The sequence below is a fragment of the Sphingobacterium corticibacter genome, assembly GCF_003076635.1.
Classification (GTDB): Bacteria; Bacteroidota; Bacteroidia; order Sphingobacteriales; family Sphingobacteriaceae; genus Sphingobacterium; species Sphingobacterium corticibacter.
Genome location: NZ_QDKG01000002.1, coordinates 440,749 through 453,465 on the forward strand (window position 1 = coordinate 440,749; position 12,717 = coordinate 453,465).

Annotated in this window: 12 protein-coding genes; 3 read left to right on the top strand and 9 right to left on the bottom strand. The window is 43.0% G+C overall.

Annotation, left to right across the window (positions count from 1 at the left end; genetic code table 11):
• Positions 1-97: 97 nt before the first annotated feature.
• The 8 genes from DC487_RS07925 to DC487_RS07955 all read right to left on the bottom strand — a co-directional run bounded on the left by DC487_RS07925 (position 98) and on the right by DC487_RS07955 (position 8,878).
• On the bottom strand, positions 98-1,735 hold the full coding sequence (locus DC487_RS07925) for a hypothetical protein (protein ID WP_116775420.1): 1,638 nt from the start codon (positions 1,733-1,735) through the stop codon (positions 98-100).
• A 27-nt stretch (positions 1,736-1,762) separates the two neighbouring features.
• Positions 1,763-1,936: a hypothetical protein gene (locus tag DC487_RS17220; protein ID WP_165799045.1), complete on the bottom strand. Its 174-nt coding sequence runs from the start codon at positions 1,934-1,936 to the stop codon at positions 1,763-1,765.
• A gap of 191 nt (positions 1,937-2,127) precedes the next feature.
• Positions 2,128-2,865 carry a zinc ribbon domain-containing protein gene (locus tag DC487_RS07930; protein ID WP_116775421.1) on the bottom strand — a complete coding sequence of 246 codons (738 nt, stop codon included), beginning with the start codon at positions 2,863-2,865 and terminating at the stop codon, positions 2,128-2,130.
• On the bottom strand, positions 2,865-3,962 hold the full coding sequence (locus DC487_RS07935) for a Nif3-like dinuclear metal center hexameric protein (protein WP_116775593.1): 1,098 nt from the start codon (positions 3,960-3,962) through the stop codon (positions 2,865-2,867). The genes DC487_RS07930 and DC487_RS07935 overlap by 1 nt, the downstream gene beginning before the upstream one ends.
• Positions 3,952-4,425, bottom strand: a complete 474-nt coding sequence (locus tag DC487_RS07940; protein ID WP_116775422.1) for a hypothetical protein — start codon at positions 4,423-4,425, stop codon at positions 3,952-3,954. The genes DC487_RS07935 and DC487_RS07940 overlap by 11 nt, the downstream gene beginning before the upstream one ends.
• 75 nt (positions 4,426-4,500) lie before the next feature.
• Positions 4,501-5,217, bottom strand: coding sequence for an SAM-dependent methyltransferase (locus tag DC487_RS07945; protein ID WP_116775423.1), 717 nt, complete (start codon positions 5,215-5,217; stop codon positions 4,501-4,503).
• A 144-nt stretch (positions 5,218-5,361) separates the two neighbouring features.
• Positions 5,362-8,238, bottom strand: a complete 2,877-nt coding sequence (gene gcvP / locus DC487_RS07950) for an aminomethyl-transferring glycine dehydrogenase (protein ID WP_116775424.1) — start codon at positions 8,236-8,238, stop codon at positions 5,362-5,364.
• 211 nt (positions 8,239-8,449) lie between these two features.
• Positions 8,450-8,878, bottom strand: a complete 429-nt coding sequence (locus tag DC487_RS07955) for a hypothetical protein (protein WP_116775425.1) — start codon at positions 8,876-8,878, stop codon at positions 8,450-8,452.
• 116 nt (positions 8,879-8,994) lie between these two features.
• Between DC487_RS07955 and DC487_RS07960 the strand changes: the two genes are divergently transcribed.
• From DC487_RS07960 to DC487_RS07970, 3 genes are read left to right on the top strand one after another with little or no spacing between them, the layout of a single operon-like run.
• On the top strand, positions 8,995-9,909 hold the full coding sequence (locus DC487_RS07960; RefSeq protein WP_116775426.1) for a dimethylarginine dimethylaminohydrolase family protein: 915 nt from the start codon (positions 8,995-8,997) through the stop codon (positions 9,907-9,909).
• 4 nt (positions 9,910-9,913) lie between these two features.
• Positions 9,914-10,837 (top strand): citrulline utilization hydrolase CtlX, encoded by a 924-nt coding sequence (ctlX, locus tag DC487_RS07965; protein WP_116775427.1) that lies wholly within the window; start codon positions 9,914-9,916, stop codon positions 10,835-10,837.
• A 45-nt stretch (positions 10,838-10,882) separates the two neighbouring features.
• On the top strand, positions 10,883-12,184 hold the full coding sequence (locus DC487_RS07970; RefSeq protein ID WP_116775428.1) for a UDP-N-acetylmuramoyl-tripeptide--D-alanyl-D-alanine ligase: 1,302 nt from the start codon (positions 10,883-10,885) through the stop codon (positions 12,182-12,184).
• Positions 12,185-12,209: 25 nt separating this feature from the next.
• On the opposite strand, the gene DC487_RS07975 is transcribed toward DC487_RS07970, so the two are convergent.
• Positions 12,210-12,656, bottom strand: a complete 447-nt coding sequence (locus tag DC487_RS07975) for an RrF2 family transcriptional regulator (protein ID WP_116775429.1) — start codon at positions 12,654-12,656, stop codon at positions 12,210-12,212.
• Positions 12,657-12,717 lie beyond the last annotated feature (61 nt).

Genomic DNA, 12,717 nt, shown 5'->3' on the forward strand with positions numbered 1-12,717 from the left:
AACTAAAAAAGTAGGAGTCGGATTATATCTTCATTGACTTGATCCGACTCCTACTTTTTTAATTCATTATTGTTTCCTAATTCGTGTAGATTCAGGCTTAGTTTGCTCTTACACAGCGGATAGATACGGCTGTATTATCATCCAATGAAGCGAATCCAAAGGTGTAAATATTTGGGCCGATCTGCATTTTCTCAAAGTTATTACCATTTTTGAGCATGTACCACCCTGTGTCATTTAAATCGGCGCGAGCGGTATTGTCATTATAAGTTCCTTCGAATGAAATGAAGAGATATTTTTTATAATCAGCTCCAGGGTCGGTTTGCTTGCCGAAATACATGCCACGTCTAGCGCCTCCAGGGTAGCTTTCTGCAATATAACGTACCGGCGCGTAAATGTTCGGCCCCGGATGCCCGCTTACTTGAGCTTCTGTTGACGTTCTAATATTTTCCATTTCAGCGCGCGTTGGAAGCCTCCACGTGTTTAAAGGCGCGACTAGGGTACAAGGGTCTCCAGCTCCACCATTTAGTTCCGCTCGCGGCCTTTGATTATTTTGTCCCCATGGTAGATTGTCTAAATCATTGCGCCTAGGTTTAACGTAATTTTTGAACCAAAGATCGCCATCACCTTTGCTTGAAAAACTATAGGTATTTGAGCTGCGGCTATAAACGAGATTGCCCGGAGCATAGGTACTATTACCTAATTGGATTCCTGGTTCTGCATCAGGCGTGAAGGTTTTTATATTTAGAGTCAACACATACCGAGTTCCGGGAGCAAGTTTTATACCTGGAATAGTAATTGCTTTTTTAGTTATGTTGTTAATAGTAATTTCGTCGATCGTGATTGTGCTTGTGTTAGCTCCGCTATTACAGACTATGGTAGCCTCATTAGTTGCGCTATTTGTCGAAGTGTTTACAAACACAATCTCTTTACCATTTGCTGCTCTGTTATTGTAAGCTAACACATTGCCATTGGAAAGGCTAATGGTAGGCGCTAGGAAATGATCTCCTATACGCGCTTTTATAGTCGTAATATTGCCAACACTTCCTGAATTAACGCGCGTGGCAAGTTGGCTGAAAGCGTGTTTCAACAAAACATTCAGCTCATTTTTACCCGGTTTTAGCGTTAAGCTCTTACGGAAATGTATGAAATCTGTGTTGCCATCTATACCTGTGAAAACGGCATCAGACAATTTGCCAGCAGGAGCTGCTGGTACCTGCGAATTACTAAGGATAGAATATGCAATAAAAGTATATGTACTCCCGCTATTCAGATTCAATCCATTTCCGCTATATGCACCAACAGTGTATATTGTATCCACAACTTTAATTTCGTTGCTATCGTAAGCTAGAAGACGATATTTAATGCCGTTGTCGAGTTTCCAACTTTTCGGTCCGCTGTTCGTTATTCCTGCGGCGCGAGAAACGGTGTGGTTAGTTTCGGTAGTGCCCCCTTCAGAGGCAGCTGTGGCGCCATCGGGAGATAATGATACTGTAACCCCGAAATCTTGGTTAAATGGTATGTTTACAATTTCTATAGCATTGTTTTCAATCGTTGTTGTCGCAGCGCGATTTACTGTGTTAGACTCTTCTGTATCACTGGATTCCGAACTCTCGAGTTCTAAGCCAACTAAATTGACATCTAAAGAGGTAACTTCATTGACATTAAAGGACTCTTTGTTACAGGAATACAATGCTACTACGAATACAAGTAGCAAAAGGAATGGTCTGGTTTTCATGAATCGAAGTTCTAGATGAGAATATGATTACCAATAGATCTCGCGATCATCAGCAATATTGGACTCCCATACATGATCTACATCTTGATTCGCTGATTGAACAACGACTTGGGCCGATCCGGCTGCGATGCTGTTTTCCAATTCTACAATAAAAATATCAAGGGTTGGCGCAAGATAGGTGCGACGTACTTTTGTGTTCATTTTCTTTACCTTTTGTTTTTCAAAATATCCACACTTGATGTGCGGATGTGTATAGACTGAGGCAAATCTAAAATATATTTTTAGTGTTTGAACACTAATTTTCCCATCCAATTTGTATTTGTAGTTGCTTGTCTACAAACGAAAAAGCCCCCCAAGATTATCTTGGAGGGCGGAAATTTTCTCATGTCATGTTAAGATTCTTCGGAGGCGATTTCTTCGTCTACGAGTATACGACCGCAATGTTCGCATACCAAAATCTTTTTACGTTGTCTGATTTCCGACTGCATTTGTGCAGGGATTTTATTGTGACAACCAGAGCAGCTGTCGCGCTCGATTGATACGATCGCTAAGCCATTGCGGAAAGATTTACGTAGTTTATTCGAAACCTTCAACAAGCGCTCGTCAATGTTACTTTCAGAAGCTTCCGCTTCTTTCAAAAGTGTATCTTCTTCTTTTTGTGTTTCGGAAGTGATGTTTTCCAACTCTTGTTTTTTCACTTCCAATTCACCTTTACTGTAGTTAAGATTTCCTTCAGTCGTCTCGTACAGTTCCGTTTTGTTGTTAATCTCAAATTCAGCTTCGCGGATACGCTTCTCACAAACTTGGATTTCTAAGCCTTGTAGCTCGATCTCTTTAGTGATCGCATCGTACTCGCGATTATTCTTTACTTCATTTAGTTGAGTTTCGTATTTCTTGATAGCTGCTTGCGCATCTTTAATCATGTTTTTACGTGACACGATGGAATCTTCCAATTCGTCAAGCTCACTACGGATTTTCTCGTTACGCGTTTCCAATCCCGCGATCTCGTCTTCTAGATCAGCCACCTCAATAGGCAGTTCTCCCCTTACCTGGCGAATTTTGTCAACTTTGGTATGGATCGATTGCCATGCCCATAAAGCTTTTAGTTTTTGTTCTACAGTTTGTTCCATTAAATAAAGTACTTTATCGGATTTGTCTCTGTTTCAGTCAACAGGACAGCAAAGTTAGCAAATTTTTTCTGAATTAATTCCAACAATAATTCTTGCGTAAATTGTTCACTTTCATAGTGTCCTACGTCGGCTATCAAGATTTTATTTTCGGCATCAAAGAACTCATGATACTTATAATCAGAAGTGATAAATACATCAGCTCCAGATCGTATCGCATCTTGCAACAAAAATCCACCAGCACCTCCACATACTGCGACTCGACTGATCCGCTGATCAGGTAGGGCAGTATGCCGGATGACAGAGAGTTTTAAGGTGTTTTTCAAAAATCGTAAGAAATCTTCCCCCTTTAAAGGTTCGTTCAAGTTGCCGATAGCGCCCGAGCCGATCTTTTCAACCATATTGTCGAGCTGTAAAATATCATAAGCTACCTCTTCATACGGATGAGCAGCAAACATGGCAACCAATACTTGGCGCTCGATGTGCGCAGGATACACTACCTCAATTTTCGTTTCTTCCACACGTTCTTGTTCACCGCGAGATCCGATCGTCGGACTCGCATCATCTAGCGGACGAAAAGTACCGTATCCAGCCGTATTAAAACTTGCTTGATCATATTCTCCGATATGGCCCGCGCCACCTTTAAATAGCGCTTCACGCACGTCTTCTACATGTGTGCGAGGCACAAATACGGTAAGCTTTTTCAGCAAATGTTTTTTGGGCGCTAATATGGAAACCGACTCCAGCTGAAGTTTTTCGGCAATTTTGGAGTTTACTCCACCCAATACATTATCCAAGTTGGTATGTATCGCATAGAGCGCAATACCATTTTTGATGGCTTTGATGACGGTTCTTTCCACATAATTTTGACCCGTGAACCGTTTCAATCCCTTAAAAACGATGGGATGATGAGAAATGATGATATCACATCCTTCGGCGATAGCCTCGTCTACCACAGCTTCTGTGCAGTCCAAAGAGATCAATGCACGATGTACCTCATCGTTTGGATTCCCAACGATTAAGCCAGAGTTATCATACGACTCTTGATAGCTTAAAGGGGCAAATTGCTCTAGATAGTTGGTTAATTCTTTAATCTTCATCGGATTGTTGTTTTTGTTTCCAAGCTTCATGCTCTTCAATCAACGACTTAAACTGTACAATCTTATACCAATACGATATAAAATAGGTGATGCACAGTATGAAGGCCAGCAAACGTATGAAGTCTGGGAAAAATGGAATGTTGTATATCAGAAAAGACCACGCATAGCGATTTCCGATTTGTAAAGTCGGCATGTCTTCTACCGCAACTTTGCGATCAAAAAACTCGTTATTGAAAGAATATGCCAATCGCTTGGAGACCTCGAAATTCCAAAAAATATTAAAGAGTGGCACTGCCAAAAACCAGGCTTGATTGGGTAAGATAACTTGGTTTTCGGGCTTAATCAGTAATAATGTCTTGCGCACGTTGTACGCGAAAAGAATCCACACCAAAAGGATGACGATCAAGACATAGATCGTCAACTGCTGCAATTCGGCAATTAATTCTGGTGATAATTCGGACATGTATGTTACGTTATGATATATGATGATCCCGAACTCTGCGTGCTGCTAAGATCATTTCAGCTAAAATTACGGATATTATGAAGCAAAAAGGAGGAATATAGCAGGTTTTTTATGAAGATCAATTCCTGTTAATGTTTTCCACCTAGAGATCGGCTGCGAGATAATCTGTTCGTCCTCGCCAGTGAGATTCCAAGCGATGCACAACCGCGTATTTGGTCGGCAGGTGCGTAATAATTCACTTAGGAGCTGCTCATTACGAAAAGGTGTTTCGATAAAGATTTGTGTGCTGCGCTCTCGCGCAGATGTTGCTTCCAGATCCTTGATCGTACGGCTTCGAGCCCCTTTGTCAATGGGCAAATATCCTTGAAAACTAAATTGCTGTCCATTGAATCCTGATCCCATCAATGCAAGTAAGATCGAGCTGGGGCCGACTAAGGGAATAACGTGTATGCCGCGTTTATGCGCTTCCGCAACTATTAATGCGCCTGGGTCTGCCACGCCGGGGCATCCGGCATCAGACATTAATCCTACATCTTTGCCTGACATCAGCCCTTTAAATACAGCATTATAATCCACCTTATCACGCGCATGCTTGCCATAATCATGAATAACCAATGCGCTTTGCGGAATTTTGAGCCCAGCATGTTTCAAAAAACGACGTGCGGTCTTTTCACTCTCCACGATATACTCATCGATAGATTGAATAACTTCTTGATGTAATAAAGTGTATGATGCCTTCTCTGCGCTTTCTGCTAGCGGTACAGGTATAAGATAAAGTTTTCCAAACGCCATGCTGCAAACTTAGTCATTTAGCTTCTAAACCTATTGATATTATCTGCTGTTGCGATTGCGAATTGCGTAGCTATCAATTTAGATTATACTAAAAAAGGATCTGACCGATTGGTCAGATCCTTTTTTTTATTGGCTGAAAGTTGCTTACGCTTCTAGTTCAGCATAAGCCTCTATCGGAGGGCATGAACAGATCAAGGTACGATCACCTTGCGATTCATTGACCCGACCAACGGTAGGCCAAAATTTATTGTTTCGTAAATACGCCAATGGATAAGCAGCTTGTTGACGGCTGTATGGACGATCCCAAGCATCATCAATCACTACTTGCGCCGTGTGCGGTGCATTTTTCAACACGTTTGTTTTAGCATCCACTTCGCCAGATTCTACCAAAGCAATCTCTGCACGAATGGCGATCAAAGCATCACAGAAGCGATCTAATTCTGCTTTCGATTCCGATTCTGTTGGCTCAACCATCAAGGTGCCAGCTACTGGGAATGAAACTGTTGGTGCGTGGAAACCGTAATCCATCAAACGTTTCGCAATATCAGCGACCTCGATACCTACATTTTTGAAATTGCGACAATCCAAAATCATCTCGTGTGCACAACGACCATTTGCGCCAGCGTACAATACCGGATAATGTTCTTCCAAACGCGCTTTGATATAGTTCGCATTCAAGATGGCGATTTGAGTAGCGTTGGTAAGACCTTTGCTGCCCATCATGGCAATGTAGGCGTGTGGAATCACCAAAATGGAAGTAGATCCGTAAGGTGCTGCAGATACTGCTGTGATTCCTTCTTTTCCAGAAACTGGTACTACGCTGTGATTAGGCAAGAATGGCACCAAGTGCTCGGCTACGCCGATTGGTCCCATACCTGGGCCACCACCACCATGAGGAATACAGAATGTTTTGTGCAAGTTTAGGTGACAAACATCCGCGCCAATAAAGCCTGGGCTAGTCAAACCAACTTGTGCATTCATATTCGCACCATCCATATATACTTGGCCGCCATGTTCGTGAATCGTATTACAGATCTCAATGATCGGCTCTTCAAATACACCATGTGTCGATGGATAAGTCACCATCAAAGAATGTAGGTTTTCGCTGTGCTCTTCTGCTCTGGCTTTTAGATCGGCCACATCAATATTACCGCGCTCATCGCATTTCACGACCACCACTTTTAGGCCTGCCATCGAAGCAGAAGCTGGATTAGTTCCGTGCGCAGAAGCCGGGATCAAACAAATATTGCGGTGTCCTTGGCCTTTGCTCTCCAAATACGCTTGGATAACCATTAAGCCGGCATACTCACCTTGAGCGCCAGAGTTGGGTTGGAAAGACATTTTGGCAAATCCTGTAATCTCAGCTAACCATTGGTTCAACTCATCCAACAATTGCATATAGCCCGAAGTCTGGTCAACTGGTGCAAATGGATGCAAGCTTCCAAAACGTGCCCACGTTACTGGAATCATCTCCGAAGTCGCATTCAACTTCATGGTACATGATCCTAACGGAATCATCGAATGGCACAAAGAAAGATCTTTCGCTTCCAACGATTTGATATAACGTAGCATCTCACTTTCAGAGTGATAGCTATTGAAAACAGGGTGTGTAAGATAGTCTGATTGGCGTACTAAATCAGCAGGAATTGCTTGCTCCAATTGTTCTGCAATCGCTTCAACATCTACATCATTCGCATTTTTGCCTTTTATTCTCGCAAATACTTTTACAATGGTTTTGATGTCTTCGAATGTCGTGGTTTCGTCGATAGAGATTCCTACAAACTGATCTTGGTAGAAGAAATTAAGGTTATTATCTAGTGCTTCGCCTTTCAACGTGCCTGCTTGCTCACCAACTTCAAAACGAAGTGTGTCAAAATAGTTTGCATTAAGCTGCTTGTAACCTAAAGCTTGAATGGCTTGGTCGGCCAAGCGTGTTAAGTCATGGATTCTCGAAGCAATATTTTTGATGCCTTGTGGGCCGTGATACACCGCGTAGAAAGATGCCATAATCGCCAACAAAGCTTGCGCTGTACAAATGTTGGATGAAGCTTTGTCGCGACGGATGTGTTGCTCACGTGTTTGCAACGCCATACGAAGCGCATAATTACCGGAAGAATCAGAAGTGACACCGATGATACGGCCGGGAATTGAACGTTTGTACGCATCCTTTGTAGCGAAATAAGCGGCATGCGGTCCGCCAAAACCCATTGGTACACCAAAACGTTGGCTATTACCAACTACAACATCAGCGCCCCATTCGCCCGGAGGCGTCAATAACGCCAGCGACATCAAATCTGCTGCTACCGCCGTGGTAATGCCTTTTTCACTAGCCGCGCTAACAAGCGCACGATAATCGGCTACAGAACCACTCGCTGCAGGATATTGTAAAAATAGTGCAAATACATCATCGGCCAAGTCACTAGCAGAGATATCTGCTGTTCTGATCTCGACACCAAATGGTAAAGCACGGGTGTGCAATACATCTAATGTTTGTGGGAAAATGTCGGAGCTGACTAAGAATGTTCGTGCTTCCTTATTCTTGCGCGCATTAAACAACATAAACATTGCTTCGGCTGCAGCAGTTGCTTCGTCCAACAAAGAGGCATTGACGATTTCCAAACCAGTCAGGTCAGAAACCATCGTTTGGAAGTTCAATAAAGCTTGCAAACGTCCTTGCGCAATTTCGGCTTGGTAAGGTGTATATTGCGTGTACCATCCTGGATTTTCAAAGACATTACGCTGAATAACGCCTGGAAGCACGACATTGTAATAACCCTGTCCGATAAAAGATTTGAAAACTTTGTTCTTTTCTGCGATCTGATTGACACGCTCAAGGTAAGCGACTTCACTTAACGGAGCTGGCAAACGAAGCGCCTTTCTCCGAATAGGAGCGGGCACGGTTTGCTCTATTAGCTCGTCTAAAGACGACACTCCCAGAAAGTTTAACATCTCGTCTACCTCCGTGGTCCGTGGACCATTGTGACGATCTTCAAATTTTTCGCTGTAGAATATGTTGCTCATTTTTGCCCTTAACTTTTTCATTTACATTGTTCTAGCGTCCGTTTTACTCGCTTTTAACTGGCTGCTATTTTATGAACATTTTGATGGTGCAAAAATACGATTTTTATCGACGAAAAAAGAGCCTTGTAATTCATTTATTCTGAACCCTATAATAGCCTACTTAAACCATATTTTAAGTGCCACATATCTAACAGCTCAAAGACAAAAATCACTATAGAGATTCTAAAAATTCAACGAATTCGCGGCGGACTTTATCGTCGGTGTTTAATGAGATGCTGTGTTCTATACTATTCGACCCATTTCGGAGCTTCACGATGTAATCGGCTCCATCGACGCAACGCCAACATTCTTGAATAGGAGTTTTTTGAAGATCAAGTTTTTTTACAAAAGAGTTCAGTTTCTCGAAAACTACTTCATCCGTTTGTTGTACTTTTTCTGCCTGCAGAGTCACACAGCTATTTTGGGGTACAGATTTACTGGTGAGATCTTTATTTATCTTTATAACTTTAGTCGTGCCGCACATACCAGCAGCCAAACTAATCTCGGCTTCTAGACCTTCTGGATTGCTGATCCATTCATCTTTAGAACATGAAAGTAGGAGGATCACACACGAAAGCAGAATGATTTTACTTCTCTTCATAATTTTGTTTTTTGGGAGTTAACTGTATTTGAAACGTAAACTGTTCAGGTGTCGCTACCTAAAGGCTAAAAATAATTCTGTAAATTTAAGCGACATGAATCCTCTAACTAGAAAGTATGTTAAAGCTTGGTATACACAATGAAACAAACCGATTACGCTCCGTAATTTTGGGTCGAGCAGATTCTAATGGCCCAACGCCAACAGAAGCCGAAGCTTACGATCCCAAATCGCTGGAACATATTCAAGCCGGCACTTATCCAGCGGAAGGTGATATGGTGAAGGAACTCACTGCATTTCAACACGTGCTTGAAAAATACCATGTGGAAGTGCTGCGACCTAATCTGGCTGAAAATATGAATCAAATCTTTACCAGAGATATCGGTTTTGTGGTGGATGATGTCTTCGTGAAAGCGAATATATTGCCCGATCGGGCAGATGAATGGGAAGCGATTCAAAGAATTGTAGAACAGGTTGACCCGAGGAAATTAGTTTTTCCGCCAGAAGAAGTGCATATCGAAGGTGGAGACGTCTTAGTGTGGAACGATTATTTGCTGATCGGAACCTATACCGGAGCCGATTATAGTCAGTACAATACCGCGCGCACCAATTCAGCGGCCATTGCTTTTATGCAGGATCTCTTTCCGCAGAAAAAAGTGAAGGCATTTGACTTGGTGAAGTCCATGACTAATGCGCGCGCGAATGCCTTGCACTTAGATTGCTGTTTTCAACCTGTGGGCAAAGATAAAGCCATTATTTATGAAGGAGGATTTCGGAATCCCGGAGAATATCGGTTCTTGGTTGACCTATTTGGCCTAGATAACCTTTTCCAGATCACGGCTGACGAGATGTATCAAATGTATTCCAATGTGTTTTCTATCTCACCAGAGGTGGTTGTTTCCGAAAAGCAATTCACCCGGTTAAACGATTGGTTGCGAGCGCAAGGACTGCACGTAGAAGAAATCCCTTATCACGAAATTGGTAAACAAGAAGGTTTGCTGCGATGTTCCACTTTACCACTTTATAGAGATTGAACTCATGAAACAAACTACCGATACGATCTTGATGGTGCGACCATCTCAGTTTCGCAAAAATGAAGATACTGCGATCAATAATTATTTCCAAACCGCCGAGGACACGCGAGATAATACGCAGGAGTTGGCGTTGACGGAGTTCAATGCGATGGCACAGTTACTGCAAAACAGCGATGTACGAGTCATCATCGTGGAAGATAGTGGCCAATGGGATACTCCCGACAGCATCTTTCCGAATAATGTGATTTCCTTTCACGGAAGCAAGGCTGTGCTATACCCGATGTATGCCGAAAACCGTCGGTTGGAACGCAACCTGAATGTGCTCGGCGCTTTGCAAAAAGAAGGTTTGCCGTACGATCAGATCATAGATTATTCCATTTATGAAGATCAACATTACTATTTAGAGGGCACGGGCGTGTTAGTTTTAGATCGGATCAACAGCGTGGCTTATTGTTCTTTGTCGCCACGCGCTAATCCAGCTTTGGTAGATCGCTTTTGCGAAGATCTGCATTATAAAGCCGTCGTTTTTGATGCTCTTCAAGAGGTAGATGGTGATGCATTGCCGATCTACCATACTAATGTGATGATGGCGTTAGGAAGGGAATTTGTGGTGATTTGTCTGGATTCGATCAGAGATAGTGCGCAGCGTAAAAAAGTGCAGCAAGCGCTGGAAGGCAGCGGTCGAGAGATTATCGAAATTAGCGAAGAGCAAATGAACCATTTTTGTGGCAATATCTTGGAGTTGCGTACCAAGACTAATGTAGATCCACTGATTGTGATGAGTGAGCAAGCGCATAAACATTTCACCGATGCGCAGAAGGAAAAGCTAGCTGCATACGGCGAGCTTCTCTACACGCCATTGTACACGATTGAGAAGTATGGTGGAGGGAGTGCACGCTGCATGATTGCAGAAATATTCCACGCATAGATCGCATCGGTTTTTTCGTTATTTTTGTTCCAAATGAACCGAGTCATGCAGATCGAACAACTCTACCAGATATATCAGCAATTTCCTCAAATCAGTACCGATACGCGGCAAATTAGCCAAGATTGCATCTTCTTCGCGTTGAAAGGCGGCAACTTCAATGGCAATGCCTTTGCCAAACAGGCACTTGCCAGTGGTGCGAAGTATGTCGTGATTGATGAAGTAGCGTATCAAGAAAACGAAACGCAGTATATTCTGGTAGATAACGTGCTCACCACTTTGCAAGAGTTGGCGAAGTATCATCGTCAACAGCTGAACATTCCAGTGATCGGTATTACCGGCACGAACGGCAAGACCACAACCAAGGAATTGATCTACGCCGTGCTCAGCGAAAAATATCGGACATTGGCCACCAAAGGCAATTTAAATAATCATATTGGTGTACCGCTCACGCTTCTGAGCATCGGCGCAGATGTCGAAGTGGCCATCATTGAAATGGGCGCGAATCATGTGGGCGAAATTGCTTTCCTATCTAGTTTAGCACAACCCACATTGGGCTTAATCACCAACGTTGGTAAAGCGCATTTGGAAGGATTCGGTTCGTTCGAAGGCGTAAAAACAGCTAAAGGAGAATTATATACGTACTTGGCAGATCATCAAGGCACCTTATTTATTCAGGCGGACAACACGCATTTGCTGGACATGGCTAAGGACAAACAGTTCCACCAAGTGATTCGATACGGCACATCAGAAGAATACGACGTGTCTGGCAAGCTTTTGACGGCAGATCCTTATTTGCAGATCGAGTGGAAGGTGAATCGCGGTGCTTATCAATCGATTTCGACGCAATTGACCGGCTCGTACAATACCGAGAATATCTTGGCGGCTATCGCGATCGGACTTAGCATGGGCTTATCTGCCGATCAAATCAATGCTGGCGTAGAGAAATATACACCGCAAAATAACCGTTCGCAAGTCACTAAAACGGCGCGAAATACCGTGATTGCAGATTTTTACAATGCAAATGCCAGCAGCATGGCAGCAGCGTTAGACAATATGAAAGTGGTGACGGCCGATAGAAAAGTGATCATTCTGGGTGATATGTTCGAAATGGGAGCGGAGAGCGCGACCGAGCATCTTGCTGTGATCCGACAAGCGGAAACCATCCCAGCAGATTTGCGCATTTTTGTGGGGAAAGCTTTTTTTCAGCAAGACAATGGGCAAGATCATTTCTTCGCCACGACCGAAGAAGCGGCAGTATTTCTGCGCGAGCAACAATTAGCCGAAAGCTTTATTCTGTTGAAAGGTTCGCGCGGAATGGCTTTCGAGAAATTAATGGAAGTACTGTAGGTTTTTGGTAGGCAACAGTTCCTGACTATTGTTCAGGAACGTGCAGATCTAATTCTTTTTCTTTGTTAATTAAGGCAGCAATGCTGGTGTCATTCAAGATCTGTAGCATGGCATTCCGCACGTCAGTAAATGTATCACGGATACCACAAACGCGTTCTTCCATGCATTCGTCGCACGAGCGATAAAAGTTAAGACTTACGCAAGGCAATAAAGCAATCGGCCCGTCAATAAGGCGCATGACCTGAGATAAATAAATATCTTCTGGTGATTTATTCAAACTATAGCCACCACCAGCACCTTTTTTAGAGTACAACATGCCAGCGTTACGCATCTCCAACAAGATTTGCTCTAAGAATTTTTTTGGAATACGCTCTTCATCAGCGATCTTGACGATCTGCATCGGATCCTTCCCATAGTTTCTCCCTAAAAGCATGAGTGCCTTAATAGCATATTTTGTTTTCTTCGATAGCATAGCCGCTCAGATAATCTAAATGATGTACAAAATTACGAAAAAATATCCGTTTGCAGGGTGC